The following is a 21,984-nucleotide window of genomic DNA, read 5'->3' on the forward strand; positions in this document are numbered from 1 at the left end:
AGCGGTTCATTGTTTGAGGGGCTTCGCTTTTAGCTGGTAAATGAATCATCACTTTTCGAAAGAAAATGATCTGGAGTGGTTTGCTGTTCAGCAAAGGTTCCTGTTGTAACATCATAACCAAAAGGATCTACATTCCTTTCATTCCTTTCACCTTTGGGGTTGTCGCCATATTCGTTAGCGCCGTAATCACCAGCACCAAACAGCATTACGAAAATATAAAATGGGATAAGCAAATACCAACCAGAATTGCCTAAATCATGACATCTTTTTGCTCCTTGAGAAATTAAAATAAAGACTGGCAAAAGAACAAATATACCTGCCCATTCCGTCCCTGGGCTTTCAGCCAGAGCGCTAATGATAAAAAGACATAGCCAATAGGCAAGAAAAGTAATGCAGTATTCGGTACGGCGAATTCGACCGTAAAAAGAGAAAATGTCTTTAAACATGGAGCGTGAGTTTTATTTCCGAAGTAAGATTGAAAATAAAAATATTCATCGACATTACAAAGCCACTAACCGCTTTTGTTTTGTACTTTTTATTGCCCAAAAAACAAGTACAGGTTGAAAAAATAATCGCATCAATCGTTTTTGATCAGTATCCAAACCAAAACCATCACGTTTATTCAAGTATTGAGAAACATTACCGGGAAAAACGGCAACAAACAATGATGCTGCTAAAAGGCCAACTGTACTTCTGTATTTTACTGGAGCAAAAACCAATGCGGTTCCCATTGCAATTTCAACTAAGCCCGAATAAATAACAGTGTCATCCTTTTTCAGCGGAACCCAATCTGGTACTTGTGCGTGAAATTCTTTCCGGGCAAAAGTTAAATGCCCAATGCCGGCAATAATCAATCCGGTACCTAAAATGATTCTGGCGATATTTTTTGAAGTATTGTTTTTCATCTTTCCATAACAAACTCCTGTTGCAAAGGTTTCTAAGTTAAACTTCTTGCTGGAAAAAAGTTCGATGCTACAAGGCTGCTGTTTATTAATATTTATCGAAAACTTTTTGTCCTTGTATCTTGTTGTCATCCGGAAATTAGCCACTCAATACCTACCAAATGATCAAAATAAAAAACGACCAAGACTACAAAAAAGTTATAGCAAGACTTAAACAACTCTCTGAAAACACCAATATCCAGTCGATATTTTTATCTTCAGAGATAGATGATCTTCGAAAAACGGCTATAGCTTACGAATATAAAAGATACGATTTAACAGCCATTGAAAATAATCATCAACAGCTTTCAGCTACCGGTTAATTTAAAATATTTCTCATTCCCAGCTTAGACTTTTACGTGTGTCAATGCAGCTTTTAAACCAAAAAATAGAGAATCAGTTGTATTAACCACAAAATTTAACCGTATTTATTACGTAATTAATATCAATACGGCTGTTTCTGGTACCAAGTCGCAAACCATGTTCTAACATTCATGTTATAATATTTGATAAAGAAAATTATCAATCATGTGATTGATAAAGATATTTAACCAAATCCTTATAATATGGATCAAATAGAATTTAGCCACAATGCCGATCGGCATGCTACATCCTTATATTCGCATGCGATACGTTTTACCAAAGATGAAGATGAAGCCAAAGATCTGGTACAAGACACGCTGATGAAGGGAATTAGATTCTGCCATAATTTTGACGAGGGCACCAATATTAAAGGTTGGCTATACGTAATCATGCGGAATACTTTTATCAATAATTACAGGAAAGACCAGAAAAGGAACGAACTAATTACGACAGAAGAAGATATTTCAAGCGCCCATTTATTAAAAAGTGCTTCCAAAAACGCATCTGAAGGGAAGTTTATCATGGGTGATATTCAAAAAGCACTCGCCAGTATTCCGCAAAATTACAGCATCCCTTTCCAACGTTATTTTGAGGGATACAAATACCACGAAATCGCAGAAGAGTTAGGGATACCTATCGGAACGGTAAAAACACACATTCATCAGGCACGTATAGAACTTAAAAAGTACTTGAAAAATTATAAAGGAAGTTATGGCATCTGATAGCCTTTAACTTAGCAATTTTTATTGTCGGTTGGCTAATTATGTTGACCGACAAACCCTCCCACTCTTTGCAAAAGATCGAATATATCGAATGGTTTTGCTATAAAATCTTCCGCCCCGCATTGTTTCTTCATTTCGCTAAGCGCAGCATGTGCACTCATCATCATAATGGGAATATTCTTAGTTTCAGGATCTTTTTTAAGCATTTCGCACACATCAATTCCATTGCCATCCGGAAGTTTTACATCTAACAAATATAAATCTTGAGAGCCTTTATCATCAAAGGCCATGAACTCTTTTACATTCGAAAATCCAAAAACTTCATAATTCTCTTCAGTTAAAATCAATTCAATAATCTCCTTAATACCCTGATCATCCTCGAGCAGGCATATTTTCTTACCCATATAATTCTAAGTCAAAAATAGTTTGCAATTGCGTATTCACTGTGTGAAACCACCAATATGCAAAATTGTTTTAGTTATAGAGCAGAAAATTGACATATGTAAACAAAAATCGAAAGATACAAGGTGGTAAATCTTATTCTGCTTAGAAGGTTTATATTGGGTTTGAAGTTTCTAACGATGCTGAAGATTAATCTTAAAAAAGTTTTTGCATCAACATTTCCTTTTTTTGTACTGAGACCTCTATCTCTGTCCCATCTGATAATTCTAGTGTCCCTCCATCTCCTTTTCGATATTTTACCACGTAATCTAAATTAACAATCACCGAACGGTTTACCCTCATAAATTGGGCATCATCCAAAACAGGTTCATATTCTTTCAATGTTTTCGAGACCACAATTTTTTTGGTATCAGCAAGTATAAAAACACTATAATTACTCATGGCTTCAACCCGCACTATATTTACTTTATCAATTAAATAAATCCCTTCAGCAGTGGGCAAGGCCAGTTTATTCTTGGTTTTTTTTTCTGGTATAATAACTTTGCTATAAGCTTTTTCGAATACTCTTTTCTTAAGTCGGTTAATGGCCGTTTTCAACTCGTCCTCATCAACAGGCTTCATTAAATAATCAACAGCGCTTAAACGAAGCGCCTCCAAAGTATAACTATCATAAGCAGTGGTAAAAATTACTTCAAAGCTGAATGTACCCAGACGTTCCAAAACCTGGAAGCCGTTCATTCCTGGCATTTCAACATCCAAAAAGAGCACATCTAAATCTAGTTTAGCAATAGCATCAATAGCTAATGTAGCATCATTAAATACGCCAACCACATGCAATTCACTTTCAAAAACATCAAGCTTGTGCGCAAGCAACTTGCTTCCTCTAATTTCATCGTCTAAAATTGCTGCTCTTAACATCGATTTATCATTTTTGCTAAATTTCGGGCATTTATTTTTTGTAAACAAAATTTAATAGAAAGGTAGTTAAACATATTCGGATAATCTGACCGAGATTGATACGCTAGATGCCTTTCTGTAAACCTATAACCCTTATTCTTCACATTTTCTGTTAATGATTGCAGGAGTAGTGTTGATGAGTGAATACAGGCTTAAAATGAGTAAAGAAAAAAATTGAATAATAGAGTTAAGTATGCGAGAAGGAAAAGTGCAAAGTAAAAGGTATGGGATTTGAGATTTATATGAAAACCTGGGTAAAAACCCGTTTAATCCTAATTGCTACATTCATTAACCCAGTGGCAAACTAAATTCCACTTTTCACTTGGGCTATATCTCCTAGTCACAAATCATAGAAATAATATCCTACCACCGCATAATTAGCTTCCTTATTGGAACATCAATACTAACCTACTGATAAAAGGGCATTTAAAATGATTGGAATACGAGAATTAATGATTGAACATTCATTCCTTTTTACATTTATTATTCTAATTTAGGTATAAATAAATCTGCACAGTTTTATACGTATAAAGTTGCAGAGATAAGAAACAATAATTTACTACAAAAATTTAACCTAAATTCAGATGAACGCACCTAAAAAAAACGCTAACATTGGCAAATCTTCAGTGGCTGGCAAAACTGCGAAACCAAAATTATTCGAGAAATTAAATCAGGCAAAAAAAATCCAGTTTGTAGTAGGAAAAGATGTAGATTTTAATGATTGTGAAATTAGAATCACCTTCAAGGGTAATCATATTGTCACTAAGTTTCTTTTGAAAGGTGTGCCTATAAGCGAGCAGGTAATTCTAGTGAAACCAAAACCAACTCCACCTCCTATCCCTACGATTGAATTTAAACAAGCTAATCAGATAAAACTTTAGCTATCGATGCTTTCCCCGAGATATTATTTAGTTGCCAGTTTATTATTAATTCATTTCTTGGGGTTTTCTCAAAGTAAGTACAAGCTATTGGTAGATTCTGCAAGGTTCTATACTCAAAGTGGCAAATATCAAGATGCAATTAACCTCTTATTTAAAGCCAAAGCACTTAAAGGAATAGATAAAAACTACTCTGAAAGAATTAACATGCATTTGGGAAACAATTATGAATCGCTAAGCAAAATAGATTCGAGCGTATTCTATTATGGTGAAGCGATTAAATTTTGTGAAAGCAAAAAAGATTATCCTGCGTTATCATTTTTATCCAGTCGGCTAGGCAACATCGAATTAAGCTTTACAAAGCGTTATCCTACTGCAATTAGCTACTTTAAGAAACAGCTCTATTACGACAAAATCTTAAAAGATAGCACCTACTTATTTGATAACTTAAATAATATTGGGCTGTCATTCAAAAGCTTAAATAAACTCGATAGTGCACTTTTTTACTTTAACAAAGTGACGCAAGATCCGTCGAAATTTAATAATTCTAAAAATACGGCATTACTATTTACTGCTGATATTTATTCTTTAAAAAAGAACTATAATAGTGCTTTAGCCAATTACAAGCAAGCCATTAAAGGCTTAGCATTGGCTAAAGATAGTATCGGCCTATATGCTGCCTACGCAAATATTGGCGATTGCCTAATGCAACAGAATAAATTTGATGAGAGTATTCAAAATTTAACAAAGGCAGAGAAATATCTATCACCTTACATTACCGACGCAAACAAAGCTGTTTTATACCACAATTTTGCTTACGTCTATGGCAAACAACAACAATTCGATAAGGCATATTACTTCAAAAATTTAGAAAATATCACGAAGGATAAAATCAATACCAAAAGTATTGGTAACGCCATTGCTGAGATGGGTGCAAAATACGAGCTACGCCAGAAGCAAGACAGTTTATTTATCAATAAGCAAAAATTGGTGCTTGCGAACGTAAAAACCAGCCAAAAAGAACGAAATTTTCTCATTTTATTAATTGCTTCAATTGCTATTATAATTTTTATTTTCAGCATCTACCGCATTAGGCAGTTGAGGTATAAAAACACCTTACAACAAAAACAAGCTGAACAAAATGCGCTCAATTTAATGCACCAATACCAACTTTCAGAGAGCGAACTTAAATCAATTCGTTCGCAAATGAACCCGCATTTTATTTTCAACGTATTAAATTCCATAGAGTCTTATATCATGGAAAATGATAAAAGAACAGCTTCCCGCCTAATTCAAAAATTTGCTGCATTAAGCAGATTGATATTGGAAAACTCGACCAAAAGCTTAGTCACGGCAGATAAAGAATGGAAAGCCTTAATGTTATATACCGAATTGGAAGCCATGAGATATGCTGGTGCGTTTACTTATGCTTTTGAAGTTGATGAGAATATTCAGTTAAAAAGAACTTACCTCCCACCTATGCTTATTCAGCCTTTGATAGAGAATGCTATTTTACATGGGTTAATACAAGGTGATAAAAAAGATGGCCATTTATCTGTAAACATTAAAAAGATTGAAAACGGGATTTGTATTATGGTAGCAGATAATGGAGTAGGATTGAATTACAAAGAAAAACCTTCGAGATTTGCTGATATAAAAGAACAATCATTAGGACTGGCATCTATAAAAGAGAGAATCAAAATGATTAATAAACAGTATAATGATTGTGCAAGCTTTACGCTGCGATCTGGAGCAGATTTAACAGGTGCAACTGCCGTTGTATGCCTACCGGTTTTCAAAGAGCAAAAGTTGCGAGGCAGGTTCAGTTTAGATGGATAATGATTACAAATTGATAATAAGATTGTTGCGTTTCTACGCTCTTGCTGAGGGTGAGTTTATCTATCTTTGTGATACAAATGAATAACCGCATCAAGCCCAATTATATACTTAAAGTAAGTATCGTCCTGCTCATTTTCGTCACTACGTTAAATAAATCTTTTGCTCAGTCTTCACCTTCATCTGTTGCTTATGTAACGGTTAATGAAGGAAAATTACAGGGCAGAATTGAGAACGGTGTATTTGTTTTTAAAGGTGTGCCTTATGCTGCGCCACCGGTTGGGCCATTACGTTGGAAAGCACCTCAACGGCTAGCCCACTGGTCTGACATACGCAAAGCGAGAGATTTCAGTGCCCGTCCCGTTCAAAAATCTGGTATTTTATATGAGTTTCGATCAGAAACCATGAGTGAGGATTGTCTTTATCTTAATATCTGGTCGACTGCAAAACGTGACGATAAGCCGCATCCGGTTTATGTGTTTATCCATGGTGGCTCATTTATTCATGGAGATGGATCTCAACCCGCTTATGATGGCGAAAGCATGGCGAAAAAGGGTATCGTTTATATTTCCATCAATTACCGATTAGGTGTTTTTGGGTTTTTAGCGCACCCTGATTTGGGTAAAGAAAATCAATTTGGTGCATCGGGCAATTATGGTTTGCTGGATCAGGTTGCTGCATTGAAGTGGATAAAAGAAAATATTAGTGCTTTTGGTGGAGATCCGAAACGCATCACTATAGGTGGCGAATCTGTTGGCGCTCAATCCATAAGCGCTCATATGGCCTCGCCGTTATCTAAAGGATTATTTTCTGCGGCCATCGCACAAAGCAGTTCTCTACTCGATTCAAGAAGACTAATCAGATCAAAACAAGCATCAGAAAAGCTGGGAACTGACTTTGCCACTTTCACCAAAAGTACCTCCATTGCCGAAATGCGATCCATCGACGAAAAAACTTTGCTGAAGCTTGCATCTAAAGGAGATCCACGGCGCTTTAAGCCAACGGTTGATGGTTACTTTCTACCTAAATTCCCAACGGAGGTTTTCGAAGCTGGTGAACAAGCCAAAGTTCCATTGCTTGTGGGCTGGAATGCAGATGAAGTACCCTCCCTGGCTTTTTATAGGTTAAAAAGGGCGACACCAGAAAACTTTTATAAGAGAGTGCGAAAAATTTATGGAGAAGATGCAGCCGAGGTATTAAAATATTATCCAGTAAAAACGAAGAAAGAGGCAAAAATAGCAGGCGCAAAAGTAGGTAGCGATTGGCTTATTAATTTTGGCACCTGGCGATTGGCAGAACTTCATGCAAAGAGCACAGCACCTGTTTATCGTTACTTATTTGATCAACCCCACCCTGGATTAACACCAAAAACCATTAAAGATGGCAATGTTTTTCAGGTGCTGCTTAAAAAATTGATTAATAGAGCCATTACAGGTTCTGCTTTTCACGCAGCTGAAATTGAATATGCTTTAGGTAATTTAGAAGTGCAAAAAAATTATGCATGGAAGCCGGCAGACTATCAGGTCTCGGAACAAATGCAGGCTTATTTTTCAAATTTTATTCATAATAGTAATCCAAATATAGGAAGCAAAGAGGTAACGCTTGTGAATTGGCCGCAACAAAAAGTGGGGGCAAAACAAGAATATCTTCGAATTGGTTTGCCAAGTAAAGTCGAAATAGAACGCGACACCACGAGAGATAGATTTTTGTTATTACAGCGAATCAAGTTCGCTGAGTAAACTTAGAAACCCTCATCCAAAAAAGAGGACAAAAAAAAGCCCGCTGAAGATCTTTCAGCGGGCTTTCAAATTAAATTTTATAATGCTTTATGTGCATCTCTTAATGCTTTAATTGCATCATGGCTAATATTAATCCCGTCTTGTTGTTTTAACAAAACAGTTCTTACATTTTCGCCCAACTCGTTTTCTTGAAGTGCATCTCTATAAGCTTTTTTGATTGCATCTTCACCTCTTTCGCATTCTGCTAAAATGCTATGGCGATCATCACCACCAAAGCTTGCTTTGATATCGATCCAAGCTCTGTGCAATGTACCTAAGATAGTGTTTCCAGTATCTGGATCTTCGTTATTCCTACCCACAAGACCTGCAAGTTCGGTCACGTTGTCTCTACTGTCTGAAGAAAGTTTATCAAAAGTCGCTTTTAAATCGATGTTCTCATCGCTTAAATCTTTCGATGCTTTATCAAAACCATCTGCTCTGTCGTTGTTAATTTGAATAAGGTCATTTAATACCTCAACTGTTTTTTCTTGATTTTCCATAGTAAATTATGATTCTATAATTGGTAGATGGATTTACAACAACATCGTTCATTTAATGTTTTATTAATTGAAAAATACTTCTATAATTTCAAGCTGAGGGATCTAGAATCTTAAATAATTCGATCATTTATCCATTAGATTTTATAAAACACTTTCTGCTGACAAACATAAAGTTTAGACAACCGTTATTTTTGTATAATAATAAAAATAAGATGGCAAGTCTAAAAAACAAGGTGGCTTTGGTATCAGGCGCCGGCTCAGGAATTGGCAGAGCAATAGCCATTTCATATGCACAAGAGGGTGCGAAAGTGGTAGTGGCTGATATCAACGAGGAACATGCAGTTGAAACCGTCAAATTAATTACAGATACTGGCGGCGAAGCAATTGCAGTAAAAGCAGACTCTTCCAAAGCTGAAGAAAGCAAAAAGCTGATAGATGAGGTCGTTCAAAGGTTCGGTCGCCTGGATATTGCGTGTAACAACGCAGGCATGGGCGGACCAGCTAAACCAACAGCTGAATACGAGCCAGAGGAATGGGATCAGGTAATTGATCTTAATTTGAATGGTGTATTTTATGCCTGTAAATATCAACTGGCTCAAATGGAAAAGAATGGAGGTGGTTCCATTGTTAATATCGCTTCCATTCACGGACAAGTAGCTGCACCAAATAGTCCAGCTTACACAGCTTCCAAACATGCTGTGGTAGGTTTAACTAAAAATATTGCAATAGAATATGCCCAGAAAAACATTCGGTGTAACGCTGTAGGCCCGGGCTATATAGAAACCCCTTTACTTACTGCAAATTTGAATGAAGAAGGCTTAAAAGCGATAGCTGCAAAAAGTGCCATCAATAGATTGGGAACCGTTCAGGAAGTTGCCGATTTAGTTGTGTTTTTAAGTTCTGATAAATCATCGTTTACAACAGGTGCATACATTATTACTGATGGTGGATACACCGCGGTATAAATTGATATCAACCTACAGCAAAAGATCAGGACTCCCCAAGCCTGATCTTTTTTTTGTGAAAATAGCTTTCTACATATACCAGTTAATGGAGTTTTTAAATATTTGCAAACCAATTAGTTATTGCTCTGTTAATCATAACAGGAAACTAAATACAAACTTATGAGATTCACAATTAACTCCATTTTTATAGGATTTTGCCTATTGATCTTATCTAGTTGCACGAAGAATGAAGATTTCGAAGCAGTTGATCCTAATATTATCGATGGGCCGGGTGTTGAAACTGCTGCTCCAAACACCAGCTACTCTCCTGCTTTTGCAGGCCAAACCAGAGTAAAAGCTGTGCGGACAACAGTTGCATTTCAAGGCACGTCCATCAGCACAGGACTAAATGCCCCTTGGGGAATAGCAGCACTTCCTGACGGAAGATTATTAATCACTCAAAAAGCCGGAACGATGCGCATTGCAACCACAACTGGTACGCTCAGCGGACCCATCACTGTTATACCAGCAGTTAATCCAGCTGGGCAAGGTGGATTGCTTGGGGTATGTATCGATCCTCAATTTGCCAGCAACAGAATGGTATACTGGGTATTTTCAGAAAATGTTACCGGTGGCACACAAACATCAGTTGCAAAAGGAAGACTTGCACAGAATGAACAGTCAATCGAAAACGCAACAGTAATTTATCGAGCTGGGCCAGCCTATAACGGAACTCTTCATTATGGAGGCAGAGTCCTTTTCGATAGAACAGGGAATTTGATTGTAAGTACAGGTGAACGGTCAGACCTGGCAACAAGACCACTTGCACAGTCTGTAACTGCAGGACTTGGTAAAATTATCCGTATTAATACCAGTGGACAACCTGCATCTGGAAATCCAACGTTCTCGAACAGTGCAGCATTGCCAGAGCTGTACAGCATTGGACATAGAAATCCTCAAGGGTTGGCCCTTCATCCGACTACCGGAGAAATTTGGCAAAGTGAACATGGCCCGCGTGGTGGTGATGAAATCAATAGGTTGCAAGCCGGACGAAATTACGGCTGGCCAACAATTACTTATGGAATAGAATATAGTGGAGCCGCTATTGGCGGTGCCATACAACAGCAAAACGGCCTGGAACAACCCATCTATTATTGGGATCCAGTTATTTCTCCAAGCGGTATGGTTTTTTACACTGGCAATAGAATTGCTGAATGGCAAAATAGTTTGTTTATTGCTGCCTTAAGCGGTACGCATATCGTCCGTCTGGTCATCGAAAATAATAGGGTAATTGGCGAAGAGCGATTGCTGGCGAGCGAGAATCAAAGGTTTAGGGATATTACGCAAGGTAGCGATAATAGCTTATATGCAATAACTGACGGTGGAAGATTGTATCGCATAGATAAATCTTAATAACAAAAAATTCCAAAACTTATTTAGTCGGTGCAACAGAAAGTATTCTGGTGCACCTTTTTTTTGCACTAAAGCTGTAGATATTAGATAAAATTAAAATACAACAGTGAAAATTCTCGAAATTAGCCTAAAATATAGCTAAATAATTAGTTCTTAATAAAATATATTATCAAATATTTTGTAAAGAAAAGTCAATTTGCTATATTCACCATAATTAACGGCAACTAAATCAGATCATTATGAAAAATTTCCTATTTTTCTTATTTTCATCTCTGATATCTGCTGCTGCAGTATTCGTTTCACAAAAGATTTCAGATTTTGAATTGGGAATTAGTACAGTAATTTGTATTTGGACTCTATTTGCCTGGAGCCTAATTAATAAAGCCAGCCAAGGCACTGACAGCCATAGCTAACTTTATTCTCATATTACTAACGTTGTAAATAATGGAAGATTAAATTTAGTCTTCAGGATTTCCTGCTGCATTACCAGCTAAATCTCCAGCTACATCTTCATCCTCATCTGTCTCGCCTGTTAGCCCCTCCTGAACATCGTTGTCTTCATTCGTCTCTTGCTTATAGCCTGTTTCTTTATGCTGATCATCCTGATCACCACGCTGACTTTTGTCTTTTGGATCTGTATTCATAACAATAGATTTTTAATAAAAAACAGTGTTCGGAAGAATAAGGTTTTCAAAAAATAAAATAGAAAAAATACAAATGAAGTAAATCACAGGCAATCAAGCACATTCTTATCTAAATGTTAAAAACCCGATGATGTTGAAAAAATCAATCAAACAAATGTTAAGGTAAGTCCTTTAACTGTTATCTAAAAACGAATAATATGCAAAAGACAACTACTCCACCAAACGATCTTCAACAATTTATTGAAAAATTTCAACCAAGTAAGTTTAAGTTATTGAGCAGAGGGATAGAAATAAGAGGCAATAACGATGTGCACAGAAGTATCACCGCAGCTAAAGAATTGATAGAAAAAATGAAACTAAGATTAACCGTTAAGCATTCTGCAGAGATGGCCATGTACGGTGGCTTCGAAGTAGTACATGCTGCATAGATTTTATATCCCCAAATTCAAATATGTTTTTGGGGATATTTTATAATACAGGTTTAAAGAGACTAATTTGAAACTTAACTCATCCCAAACCTGCCCTAATATTCTCTTAATAATATGATATTTTTCGAATTTTAGTTTCAATAACTTCATTGTTTTTATCGTAGGTAACACATTTAATCATGTCGCCATTTTTGTCATATTGATAAACTAGTCTGCCGTTCGGCACCTTTTCTTCAGGATAGTAGTAAACAAAGGTTTCGACATTGTCTTTTTTCGCGTCGTAGTTGTATTTTTTTCTCGAGTACCACTCACCGTTCTGCTGATATTCTACTTCCTCGGCTATCTTATGGAAACTATTATACCTAAGTTTCTTTTTGACATTACTGACTTTATCAAATTCTTCAACGTTATTTCCTGAGGCATCATACTTAAAGTCAATTTCAGAAACAATCTTTCCAGAATTGTATTTAATCGTTTTTATTACGCGTTTTTTATCATCAAATTTCTCAATGAATTCCCACCCTTTGTCGTCGTTTTTTTTGCTCGCCCGCCAAGGTTCAGTGCTTTTCAATTTACCATTTTCGAACATGTTGGTTTCCTTTGGCGCTCCGTTTTTGTAAAACGTTGTAGTTGTAGTAAATTGTCTTTTACCCAGCGTTGTTAAGGCATCTATGCTAGTATTTACCTCCTTCACATTTTCTTTTACACCAAAAAAGTCCTGAAGTTCCTTTTTTTCGGCTGGAGTAAGTTTAGGCCCTTCCTGGGCATTGCAAAAGGTAGGTAGATGTAAGGCAATTATCAAAATATAGTTTTTCATCTGTTATAATTGAATTAGGCTGTTAGAATTCCAGCATCCTATTCTGCAAACATATAGGTATTATCCACCCTGTGTTCGGGATCTATATTAATGCCTTTGTAAAAAACCGCTTCATGCTGCAAGCCCGCATCAATGCTATATATTACACCGTTTTGGCAAACATAATAATAGTTGTTATTGGCTAGATAAAGGATGCCATAAGCTTCGCTAGCCAGTTTTTTACGAGCTATAATTTTACCATCGTCATCTAACTTTAATAACTCTTTTCGGGTGCTCACCATAACGCCGTCATCACATTTGGATACACTAAGCAATGCATTGTCATCTTTATACAATTCTGTTTTCCAAAGCAACTCCCCTTTTTCTTTATCTACGGCAAATAAAGTGGAGCCTCCAAAATACACTGCATCATCGGTAATTAAAATGTTGTGGGTAGAACTTTGCGAAGTGTTATCCGCTTTATAATCCCAAATAGAATTATACTCAGGTGTGAAGTATGATAACAAATTGTTCTGACTAAGCGTAAAAATATTGCCACCATCGATCACCATTTCATTGGTAACAGGTTCGTTTTCGTCATAATTAACGGATGAAACCTTTTTGCCAGTTTTGATATCAATGGCAATCATACTCCCGTTTAAGCTGACTAATACTAAGTTTTTTACCACTTTAGGGCTCGAATAAATGATGTTGGGATTGTGATATACCCAATTCACTTTTTTAGTCGCCATACTGATCGACTTTATTTCACCGTGGCTGTTGGCAAAAATAATATTGCCGTTAACCACTAAAGGGTATTGGTAAAACAATCGAAATGCTACCTCATTGAAATCAAAATTATAGAGCTTTGCGTCTGGCCCATCAGTATCTTTTATTTCCCACACTTTCTTGCCCGTTTTTTTATCGTATTGTATAATTGAGCCGTCGATATAAGCTTTGGTCAAATGTTTTTCGTCAACGGTAAAAAAGTTAACCTCATCATTTTCTGCCTTATTAAACGCTTCAGCATGCCACAACAACTTCTTGTCTGCCAGGTTAAATGCATATACATCATTTGCGCTGGTGGTTAAATACAGGGTTTTCTTGGCTTGATCCTGCTCTTTTTTAGTGCAAGAAAGCGATGACAAAATCAGCAAAGAAAGGATTGAAAATCTTACCATTTATCTTTATTTAATACATAATCATATGGAATGCTCTGGCTAAAATCGGCCAGGTGCCAGGTTGTAGGGTCTGACTGATACTTTACAAAATCATAAATCACATTTAAAGGTGCCTGAATATTGCCCAGGTTTCCCTGCTCTTTATTAAATGCCGAAACCATTGCGGTAACCCTGGCTATTTCTGTATCTCCATCCAGTTTTTGTAAAGGAGCAGCATAACAAGCCCCAATTTTTATATGGGCTTTATATTTTGAGAGTAAGCTTGTCACTTCATTCTGATAATTTCTAACAATTGCCTGTTGTGCGTCATCATCGCTTGGTTTATCTTCGGCAATTTTGAGCTTAGAGAAATCTCGCTTTTTGTACCTATTGATATCCTCCAATACACCCTCAGGAATAAAATCCTTATTTTTGATGGCATTCGTCCAAATCGTTGTATCTTCAGGACTTTGAGGTGCCTCTATCAACACATCTACCATATCCGGCCTTGTGTTTGCTTCGGCCTGCATACGCTTCATATTTTCGTAATTAGCCCAATCTTCTTTACTGTAGGTTAAATATTGCTGTACCTTATACATCGGACTTTCTACACTGTCTTTGTACATAAATTCTATACCAATAATGATAATAACTAGACCTATGAAAGATAGGCCAACAATTTTTAGTGTTTTTTTTATTCTCGATTTTTTAACATGAGCTGATTGCATTCTTTTATTCGCTAATTTCAATTTAATTCTAAAAATAAAGTTTCAGCATTAAAGTATTTTAGCTGATGTGAATTCGCTTAAGTTAAATGATAATTCGCTGGCTTTTGACTGTTATTCGGAAAGAAAATAATGCGTGAATACATTAAATGAAAAGGATTAATTAAGGTTTGCTTTTCAATATCTCACAACCTTTGTAAACCTTTTTAGCAATCACTTTTCCATCATGATCCCAAGTACTTTCTGTGCCACAGGGAGAGGTTTCGCAATCATCGCATGCCGCATTGTACGAATACTCTTTAACCAATGCCCCTTTGTCAGATTCTAAAGCATGCATAAAATATGGCGTAAAATCGCAAGTGCTATTTGATGATTGAAAATAACGCTTTGCCCAGCTGGAGAGCTTATTACCCCTATCATCGAATGCTTGATAACTTAATGGTTTCCAGCAAGAATTGATGGGTTTAAGGATGGTGATAGACTGTAATTTATCAAATGAACTATATTCCTTTATTGTTTTTATCGTGTCTGACTCATCAGTTTTGGTGTAAGGCATTTTTATAGGGCGTGGCAAAAGCCAGGGATTTGATATGGTTGGAGCATCTTCGCCTATAAAATAGGCTTTATTGTCCTCCCACTGGATATCGGTTATGGTCCACATAATAGCTACAGATGCACTGCTAATCACCTGTTGTTTTATCTCATCGTATAGGTAAACTTTCCCCGAAGCATCGCCAGAGCCGCCAGGCATTTTAAATAAAAAACGTTCGTAAAAGTATTTGGAGGCATAAACAGAATACTGCCTATCCGGACTGAAAGTTTGGTAATATCTACAGCTGGTAGAAAACATCAGAACAACGGCTAAAATAAAACAGAGCAGGGAAACCGCTAATATTGCAATGATCTTTTTATGCATTGGATCCTGATTAATCGTATTTATCTGCCAGCAATACAATATAACAAATAGTAAGCAGCAAAACCACAATAAAAGCCAGCGTTGCTGATATTAACCATATTGTCGATTTCTGCTTCGACTTATTGGCATAAATCAAAGCCATAATTAATATAGGTAGATTAACCAACGCCAAAATATTGAGCTCGATAAATGCTACCGGGAATTGACTGCTGCAGTACTTATAACTATAATATAAATGTGCCAAACTCAGCAGCTGTAATATTGCGATTGATACAGGTAAGACTTTAGAACTCCTCATATCATTTAAATTTTTCTCTACGTTGGTCTTTCCTAATCATAATTATTAAAATAGAAGAAGATAAATGTTTTACCCAGCCTTTTCACTTTTTGCGGGCGATGTATTTGTCTTAAATCTTCAAAATCATTGTTTTCAATACCAAAATCAATTCTACCGATATAACTTTTAACTTCTGGGGCATCATCCCAATGGGGTTCTAACAAAGTGTAAGCAAGTAAAATTTCGCCCTTTTCATTAGTGCGTACATTTTCCATATAAAACAGGTTGATACTGAAATCTTCTTGATACTCTTTCGCATCCTCATAAAGGGTTTTGTATCGCTCAAAACTGTACAATTCGCCATCTTTGCCAATGCCAACCAGTTGTGGCCTTGCCGTATAATTTCTATATAACCCTGTTAACGAAAATCTTAACGACATTAAATAAAATTGAGCGACTTCCTTTTGTACTTTATTTAATTTGTAACAATTAGCCACCAATTTTATTTTTGTGCTATCTGTTTTTTGAGCAAAAACTTTTGCTGCACAAATAATTAAAAAGAAAGCTATGTAAATTAGTTTTTTCATCGCCCTGCTTTGTTTTTAAAATATTCTGAAATCTCGAAAATCCAGTCGCCACCTTTTGCAAATAGTACGGAAATGATAATTAGAAGAACCGAATAGGTTGAAAGTCGTTTAATAAAGCGTTTATATTTATTATCATCAGCTAAAAAATTAGCATCTGTAATTAGAAAAAGTAACCCAGCAACTATGCCTGATGGAATGCCTCCATAAATAGCAGGTATTATCCCCCAAAAATCATTGTAAAAAACTATATACCAACTAATAAAACTGATGATTACGCTCATTAGAAGAATTAATAATCCGCCGAGGATTTTTTTTCCCATTAAGCCGTACATGCCTAGAAGCATTGCAATACCTAATGTTATAAAGGTGTAAACCAGATCTGAAATAAACTCACTCTTTTTTTCTATTGGAAAAATAACGCAAAGGCTTACTAACAAGGTTATCCCAGAAGCAATTAAAAACCATTTTCTGTTTTCCATTCTGGTTAAAAATTAAGGAACATTAATGATGAAATTGCGAATAACACCAAGATGAAGAAATTGCAAACTGCCAATGTTTTCTTGTTTTTCACGAAAAGCAAAACCATCTCTACTGCCAAATATAGAACATAAAAAAATGCCAATAAATTGAGTATTAGACTTGTATTGGAAGGCACAAGTTCATGTTTATGTCTGGGGCTTACATCGAACAGATTTGGATTTAAAATCAAAATAAAAACAAGCAAAATCCCGAAAGTTATGATCGGAATAAGAATGCGTTTTAGCAGGTGAAATATGCTGTTTCTATCCATTCTAATGAATATCTCTTCTTTTAAAGATATAAACTCCAATTCCTAACACTAACATCACGCAGGTAGCAATCAAATAATAGTTCAAAGGTTCGCTAACTTTTTTTTTAACCGAACCTTTCACATCCTTAATTTTATAAAGTGACTGGAGGGTTTCGTAGTCATCTATTTTTGTATTTTCTACATCGGCAGTCTGTATAATTTGCAAGTGATTTTTCTCATTGTCGAAATAATAAACATGATTGGCATCTTTAAAAAAATTATGGTAGTTAACCTTAACCGATGGTGAATTGGGCATACTGTCAGCGCACTCATTTATCACTTCGACAAATGAACCTAAATAAGTTAAGGTTTCCTCATCAGCGGTAATTGGATACAATTTTTCTCCATCATATAGCGAGTGGTTAAACAAATAAAACATTCCCAACTGCTTTACAATTTTACTGGTTAGCGCCTTTTTATTTTCCATGTGGATATTAAACCTATCGCCAATAAAATAAATGTATTTATCATCAACTAAAGCTTTTGGCAAATAATTAAGATAGCTTCCAATGCTTGGAAAAAATTTTGCATCGGCTGAGATATTGGTACTGATGATTTTGAAATCGTCATCCCCTTCGATATAATAAAAGTCATCCCCTCTAAATAGTTTCCCTTCAATTAGGTTTAAGCTCTTTGCATTAGTTTTCACATCATAAGGCTGACTAAAATGATCATCCCAAATAGGATAAATTTTACCACGAAAGAGCGAGTAATTACTGTTACCATAAAGTGGCTGCAAAATTTTGCCTGAAGAAAAACTGTAATCAATATCGATTTCCTCATTTGCTACTGGATCTCTACCTGTGGTGGATGTACCCTCTCGTTTTTTTAGCAGTTGACCATTTAAATACCATGCTGGCAAATTAGCATCGATAATTGCAAGTATATTCATATCGGTTTTCAGTCCCAAGGCCAGCATTTGAGGCGTTAGGTTATCTGCAGATCCCTCTCTCCTAATCGAATAAAGATGGCTCGCATCAGCAAGAAAATCTTCGTTATTTAATGGGTTAAAAGCATAATAAACTGCTGTTGCAGGGTTTAAATCAGGAACGATAGCCACCTTGTATTTTGGAGACGAGGCTTGATCGACACTTACTACAAAAACATTTTTATCGCTTTTAACATAAAAACCATAGGCATAACTTTTAATGTTAGTGATGTTTTGCGGTAACTCGTTTAACACAATTTTAGTGATGCTCTTTTCCCATGCATCCAGGTAAGTCCATTTTCCATTTAATAAAAACAGCCTGCCATTTATATGTTTGTGATTGGGGTTTGCACCAAGAATTTTAAAATAAACCGATGTGTTTTTATCGTATTGTTCTCTCTTCGGAAGAATATAAAAACCATTTTTATCGCCAAACATTAGCGTTTGTTCATCTTCGCCCGTAGCCTTGTATGTTAAGGCATCAATCCCTTTCAGCAGCACATTTTGCTGTTTTACATAGCTGAATCCATTTTGATCTTTTTCCGTAAACTGATAGTAAATACCATCACTTTTTTTCAAAATTTTAAAGGTGGGGCTGGTACCATTGTTATAACATTCGCTAGCCAAAGCCATTTTTGAAAGCGAGAGTAGCAACATTAATCCGCTGAAATATTTTAAGAGTAAGTTCATCACTAGTTTGTTAGTTTTTAGGAGCTGGAACAGCATATACTGGCGGATTATTATCCACTTGTCTAGTCAGGTTAAAGCTGTTCCCTTTTCCCCACTTAACTTCATAATCAAAGGAACTAAGCCAATATCTAAAATAATTTGTTGTATTTTTTGGAGCAGTTTCAACCATGCCTACCAACTCAGGCACTTTATAACCAGGTTTGGTTGTTTTTTGAACTGCAGGTGCCATTTCAAACTGCACTTTGTTTTCATAAAGACCATGACCAATCGAGTTTCTATAAAAATGGTAAGTACCTAAAAGATACTGTCTTTTTTGAGGAGGCCCGTAGGTTAATTTCATATTAAAATCATCCAGAAACTCGAGTTTAACATCTGTAGTTTTATTTTCTGTGAGTGAGATTACGTACTTAATTATATCTTCATTTTTATTCTTAACCTCAGTTTTTTTGGTATCTAAATACCATACGGTGTTCTGGAATGGGTAACTCTCAACATATTCAAACCTTTTTCTAGGCTCTTGATTTTTATCTAGATTTGCAGAATCTGACTCATTACGCTGTGTAAAACTGATTAAATTGTATGTTTTATTTTGGAAGGAGACTGCTCTTTTAATCTCAATTTTATAATAAATCCCTTTATAGGTTTTTTCGAATTTATCTACACCAGTCTTATCTAGGGCACTGTTTGCGGCACGTTTTACAAAGCGGTCCAAATTGTTGTTTGTGAGGTAATAATTCACCTGAACTTCTAAAGATTTATCGCTGTTTTTCGCTGTCACTTGTATCACTCCAGACAAATCTTTTTTTGCATATGTACTATCATTTAACCATAAAAAGCCTTTGTGGTTAACGTAGTTATCATTGATCTTAATTACATTTTTTTCATCGGTATAAATGATAGCCGTCAGATTTGTTGGATAAAAATCTTGTGCATTAAGTTTGCTGATCAAACCCGAAAACAATAAAACTGCCCACAGAAATATTTTTGTCTTCATAAAATGCGATGTTTTATATAAACATACCATTTAGTCGAAAAAAAATCTTCGCCAATTATAATTCGCTGGGTTTGGATTATAATTCGTTGAGAAATAGATTGAATTAACGTCGCCAGCTATTGGCACCGAAGCGATGTATGCGCAAACTTTGATAAGTTGAAGTTAAGTTTTTAGAGTATGTTCCGCAATCTGGAAGAAAAAATCTGAATAAGGTGTTTGTTACTCAAGAACCTGTGCATATTCAGCTATTTTAAACTGATTTACAGCTTTGCCTAAGCTATTTGAGTAGGCAATTTGTGATTCGTAAATCGAATTATCACAAAATTTTCGATAATCATTGGTAATGATTGGTTGCCCACATGGTAACGGAAAATCAATTTTTCCAATCTTACTGAAACATCCGGAAAATTTTTCCAACTCTTTTCTTTCAGCTTGATTTATCCAAACGGATAGTTTGGTAGTCAATGCACCTAAATCATCTACTGTTGGTGTTCCTGATACATAAAATGTACTCTGCAAAAAATCTTGCATGGTTGGCTTATGTACTGTGGTATCACAGGTTCGGCAAATGGAGTAAAGACTGAAGCCAGACATTTTAGAAATATCTACTATAAAAGCTGTTCCATAATTTCTATCAAGATGTTGAAATGATAGTACGTCACCAATATTGAACAGATTGGGTTTCGGCTGCTTTTTTATCCTTTTAATTGGATTAAGATTGGGCTTACTTATTTTTTCAAGAAGCTCATCTAGTTCTTTTTGTCTTGCTTCCGCAGTTTCTTTTCCAACTTCTTTTTCCCAATAATTAACCGTATTTTTTTGGTTGATGACCGTTTCCACTTCTTGAAGAGTAATTTCTGTTAAAGCGCCAATTTCCCAAAAAGCTAATCCATAAACGGTAACACAAATCTCATACTCTTTCGTGTTCTCAGAAAACTTAGCTTTGCTATACAAAAATTGATTGTTCAATTGGTTAACATTCCTGCCTTTTTGAAAACTATTCATAAAGTGAGCATATAGGTCTTCAGCCAAATCACTATTAATAATTCTTACTCCGTCTGTTGCCATTTGTTTCTATTTTTGAGGTAATTAGATATTTTTTCACAAGCCCTTTCTTTTTTTAGCGCCAGTTCAATGCGGAATTTTCTCATCATTCTCATGCTCCTCATAGCTTTCTGGTTCATAAGTAACACGGGCAAAATTTTTCATTATCAATTCTGTTTCAACAATTTTACCGCCCTCAAACTTCATCAGTTTATCTCTCCAAATTTCATTTTTCCGATAGAATTGACCGTCGATTTTCAAAAATCGATGTTCTTTTTCCATGACATGATAAGCATAGTTTAATTCGGAATTGATGCGTAATTCGCCCTCCAGACACTTATCGCTAAACCATAAATTAATTTGAAAAATCTGTTCTGTGTTGTTGATAAACTGGTAATCTAGATAATTGTAAAAAACTGTGGCTCCGCTGCCAAAAGGTAAAACTCTCCCATCATCTGGAAATGGGTCGAAAGAATGATGGCGTCGCTCTGTAACCGTAAGCGGACTATGGATAACCAACCAGTGGATAAGGTTGGAAATCTGGCAAATTCCACCGCCAATACCTGCTTTTGCTTCTCCGAATGAAAGTTCCATTCCTGGCAAATACCCCTTACGTTTTGTAGGTAGCCCCACCAGCTTGCAAAAAGAGAATGTTTCGCCAGGCTTAATGACAATTCCGTTGATTTGCGCAGCAGCAATTTTGAGGTTGGTAATTTTGTTCAGTTGCAACTGCTCATTATTTTCACCAAGCTTTTTTAGCAATACCGATTGATGCTTTTTGATCCTGAATTGCAATTTATCTTCCGTTTTCGTTTTCGCATATTTTTTGTCATCGAAAGTCCATTCCAAACGGCGTTTTAATCGCCTTGTCCAAGTTGCCAAAAAATACAAATATGGGTGCCTTTGACTTAGTAATTTTCTTTGTTTTGTAGGAGAAGACTTGCTAATCAGCATTTTCTTTTTCCCCTTTGAATAGAAGTACCAACCAACAATTAGAAATAAAAACCCAATAACCAAAACGAGCAACGATGCCTGAAAGATAGCTTCACCAAAAGCTTGATTTTCACCAGAGCAGTCAACCTTATCTCCAAAAATGGTTAACCCTTGCTCACCTTCAAACATTGTTTTCTCGCATGCGAAATATTCTGGTGCAATTAGCCAACAAAACAATCCCAGCAAAAGAAACAGGAAGGCTGCATAAGATATGAGCAGAATTTTAAACGCTTTCATTA

Annotated in this window: 25 protein-coding genes; 8 read left to right on the forward strand and 17 right to left on the reverse strand. The window is 35.9% G+C overall.

What is annotated here, in order from left to right; genetic code table 11:
- Positions 1 to 29 precede the first annotated feature (29 nt).
- Both ASE92_RS11130 and ASE92_RS11135 read right to left on the reverse strand, forming a co-directional pair.
- Positions 30 to 446 carry a DUF805 domain-containing protein gene (locus tag ASE92_RS11130; protein ID WP_082455035.1) on the reverse strand — a complete coding sequence of 139 codons (417 nt, stop codon included), beginning with the start codon at positions 444 to 446 and terminating at the stop codon, positions 30 to 32.
- Positions 447 to 500: 54 nt separating this feature from the next.
- Entirely contained in the window at positions 501 to 1,034 is a 534-nt protein-coding gene (locus tag ASE92_RS11135) for a hypothetical protein (protein ID WP_235527347.1), read from the reverse strand.
- Between the two features lie 29 nt (positions 1,035 to 1,063).
- Between ASE92_RS11135 and ASE92_RS11140 the strand changes: the two genes are divergently transcribed.
- The gene (locus ASE92_RS11140) at positions 1,064 to 1,264 is read left to right on the forward strand and encodes a hypothetical protein (RefSeq protein WP_056850179.1); all 201 of its coding nucleotides are present in this window, start codon (positions 1,064 to 1,066) and stop codon (positions 1,262 to 1,264) included.
- Positions 1,265 to 1,507: 243 nt separating this feature from the next.
- On the forward strand, positions 1,508 to 2,026 hold the full coding sequence (locus ASE92_RS11145; RefSeq protein WP_056850180.1) for an RNA polymerase sigma factor: 519 nt from the start codon (positions 1,508 to 1,510) through the stop codon (positions 2,024 to 2,026).
- Positions 2,027 to 2,061: 35 nt separating this feature from the next.
- Here the strand turns inward: ASE92_RS11145 and ASE92_RS11150 are convergent, their stop codons facing one another.
- Positions 2,062 to 2,430, reverse strand: a complete 369-nt coding sequence (locus ASE92_RS11150) for a response regulator transcription factor (protein WP_056850181.1) — start codon at positions 2,428 to 2,430, stop codon at positions 2,062 to 2,064.
- Between the two features lie 193 nt (positions 2,431 to 2,623).
- Positions 2,624 to 3,346, reverse strand: a complete 723-nt coding sequence (locus ASE92_RS11155; protein ID WP_056850415.1) for a LytTR family DNA-binding domain-containing protein — start codon at positions 3,344 to 3,346, stop codon at positions 2,624 to 2,626.
- Between the two features lie 623 nt (positions 3,347 to 3,969).
- On the opposite strand from ASE92_RS11155, the gene ASE92_RS11160 reads away from it, so the two are divergent.
- From ASE92_RS11160 to ASE92_RS11170, 3 genes are all read left to right on the forward strand, one after another.
- The gene (locus ASE92_RS11160) at positions 3,970 to 4,266 is read left to right on the forward strand and encodes a hypothetical protein (protein ID WP_056850182.1); all 297 of its coding nucleotides are present in this window, start codon (positions 3,970 to 3,972) and stop codon (positions 4,264 to 4,266) included.
- 6 nt (positions 4,267 to 4,272) lie between these two features.
- Complete coding sequence (locus ASE92_RS11165) at positions 4,273 to 6,102, forward strand: histidine kinase (RefSeq protein ID WP_056850183.1); 1,830 nt, start codon at positions 4,273 to 4,275, stop codon at positions 6,100 to 6,102.
- Between the two features lie 77 nt (positions 6,103 to 6,179).
- Positions 6,180 to 7,838 (forward strand): carboxylesterase/lipase family protein, encoded by a 1,659-nt coding sequence (locus tag ASE92_RS11170; RefSeq protein ID WP_056850184.1) that lies wholly within the window; start codon positions 6,180 to 6,182, stop codon positions 7,836 to 7,838.
- A 77-nt stretch (positions 7,839 to 7,915) separates the two neighbouring features.
- On the opposite strand, the gene ASE92_RS11175 is transcribed toward ASE92_RS11170, so the two are convergent.
- Positions 7,916 to 8,377 carry a PA2169 family four-helix-bundle protein gene (locus tag ASE92_RS11175; protein WP_056850185.1) on the reverse strand — a complete coding sequence of 154 codons (462 nt, stop codon included), beginning with the start codon at positions 8,375 to 8,377 and terminating at the stop codon, positions 7,916 to 7,918.
- A 212-nt stretch (positions 8,378 to 8,589) separates the two neighbouring features.
- Between ASE92_RS11175 and ASE92_RS11180 the strand changes: the two genes are divergently transcribed.
- Positions 8,590 to 9,342, forward strand: coding sequence for an SDR family NAD(P)-dependent oxidoreductase (locus ASE92_RS11180; RefSeq protein ID WP_056850186.1), 753 nt, complete (start codon positions 8,590 to 8,592; stop codon positions 9,340 to 9,342).
- A 159-nt stretch (positions 9,343 to 9,501) separates the two neighbouring features.
- Positions 9,502 to 10,734, forward strand: a complete 1,233-nt coding sequence (locus ASE92_RS11185; RefSeq protein ID WP_056850187.1) for a PQQ-dependent sugar dehydrogenase — start codon at positions 9,502 to 9,504, stop codon at positions 10,732 to 10,734.
- A 458-nt stretch (positions 10,735 to 11,192) separates the two neighbouring features.
- Here the strand turns inward: ASE92_RS11185 and ASE92_RS11190 are convergent, their stop codons facing one another.
- A complete protein-coding gene (locus ASE92_RS11190; RefSeq protein WP_056850188.1) occupies positions 11,193 to 11,378 on the reverse strand; it encodes a hypothetical protein in 186 nt (61 codons plus the stop codon).
- Between the two features lie 197 nt (positions 11,379 to 11,575).
- Between ASE92_RS11190 and ASE92_RS11195 the strand changes: the two genes are divergently transcribed.
- The gene (locus tag ASE92_RS11195; RefSeq protein ID WP_056850189.1) at positions 11,576 to 11,806 is read left to right on the forward strand and encodes a hypothetical protein; all 231 of its coding nucleotides are present in this window, start codon (positions 11,576 to 11,578) and stop codon (positions 11,804 to 11,806) included.
- A 106-nt stretch (positions 11,807 to 11,912) separates the two neighbouring features.
- Here ASE92_RS11195 and ASE92_RS11200 read toward each other — a convergent pair whose 3' ends face one another.
- The 11 genes from ASE92_RS11200 to ASE92_RS11250 all read right to left on the reverse strand — a co-directional run bounded on the left by ASE92_RS11200 (position 11,913) and on the right by ASE92_RS11250 (position 21,982).
- Positions 11,913 to 12,623: a hypothetical protein gene (locus ASE92_RS11200; RefSeq protein ID WP_056850190.1), complete on the reverse strand. Its 711-nt coding sequence runs from the start codon at positions 12,621 to 12,623 to the stop codon at positions 11,913 to 11,915.
- 38 nt (positions 12,624 to 12,661) lie between these two features.
- Positions 12,662 to 13,783, reverse strand: a complete 1,122-nt coding sequence (locus ASE92_RS11205; RefSeq protein ID WP_056850191.1) for a PQQ-binding-like beta-propeller repeat protein — start codon at positions 13,781 to 13,783, stop codon at positions 12,662 to 12,664.
- Entirely contained in the window at positions 13,777 to 14,490 is a 714-nt protein-coding gene (locus ASE92_RS11210; RefSeq protein ID WP_056850192.1) for a hypothetical protein, read from the reverse strand. The genes ASE92_RS11205 and ASE92_RS11210 overlap by 7 nt, the downstream gene beginning before the upstream one ends.
- 160 nt (positions 14,491 to 14,650) lie before the next feature.
- Positions 14,651 to 15,403, reverse strand: a complete 753-nt coding sequence (locus ASE92_RS11215) for a hypothetical protein (protein ID WP_056850193.1) — start codon at positions 15,401 to 15,403, stop codon at positions 14,651 to 14,653.
- A gap of 10 nt (positions 15,404 to 15,413) precedes the next feature.
- Positions 15,414 to 15,701 carry a hypothetical protein gene (locus ASE92_RS21170; protein WP_157255718.1) on the reverse strand — a complete coding sequence of 96 codons (288 nt, stop codon included), beginning with the start codon at positions 15,699 to 15,701 and terminating at the stop codon, positions 15,414 to 15,416.
- A gap of 32 nt (positions 15,702 to 15,733) precedes the next feature.
- Complete coding sequence (locus ASE92_RS11220; RefSeq protein WP_056850194.1) at positions 15,734 to 16,267, reverse strand: hypothetical protein; 534 nt, start codon at positions 16,265 to 16,267, stop codon at positions 15,734 to 15,736.
- Positions 16,264 to 16,746: a hypothetical protein gene (locus ASE92_RS11225; RefSeq protein WP_056850195.1), complete on the reverse strand. Its 483-nt coding sequence runs from the start codon at positions 16,744 to 16,746 to the stop codon at positions 16,264 to 16,266. Before ASE92_RS11225 ends, ASE92_RS11220 begins: the two co-directional genes overlap by 4 nt.
- Positions 16,747 to 17,058: 312 nt before the next feature.
- The gene (locus ASE92_RS11235) at positions 17,059 to 18,714 is read right to left on the reverse strand and encodes a hypothetical protein (RefSeq protein WP_157255719.1); all 1,656 of its coding nucleotides are present in this window, start codon (positions 18,712 to 18,714) and stop codon (positions 17,059 to 17,061) included.
- A gap of 10 nt (positions 18,715 to 18,724) precedes the next feature.
- Positions 18,725 to 19,708 (reverse strand): hypothetical protein, encoded by a 984-nt coding sequence (locus ASE92_RS11240; protein WP_056850198.1) that lies wholly within the window; start codon positions 19,706 to 19,708, stop codon positions 18,725 to 18,727.
- 219 nt (positions 19,709 to 19,927) lie between these two features.
- Positions 19,928 to 20,776 (reverse strand): hypothetical protein, encoded by an 849-nt coding sequence (locus ASE92_RS11245; RefSeq protein WP_056850199.1) that lies wholly within the window; start codon positions 20,774 to 20,776, stop codon positions 19,928 to 19,930.
- 63 nt (positions 20,777 to 20,839) lie between these two features.
- Positions 20,840 to 21,982: a VanW family protein gene (locus tag ASE92_RS11250; protein WP_235527348.1), complete on the reverse strand. Its 1,143-nt coding sequence runs from the start codon at positions 21,980 to 21,982 to the stop codon at positions 20,840 to 20,842.
- Between the last annotated feature and the right edge of the window lie 2 nt (positions 21,983 to 21,984).

Origin of the sequence: Pedobacter sp. Leaf41, assembly GCF_001422545.1 — a bacterium.
Taxonomy (GTDB): Bacteria; Bacteroidota; Bacteroidia; order Sphingobacteriales; family Sphingobacteriaceae; genus Pedobacter.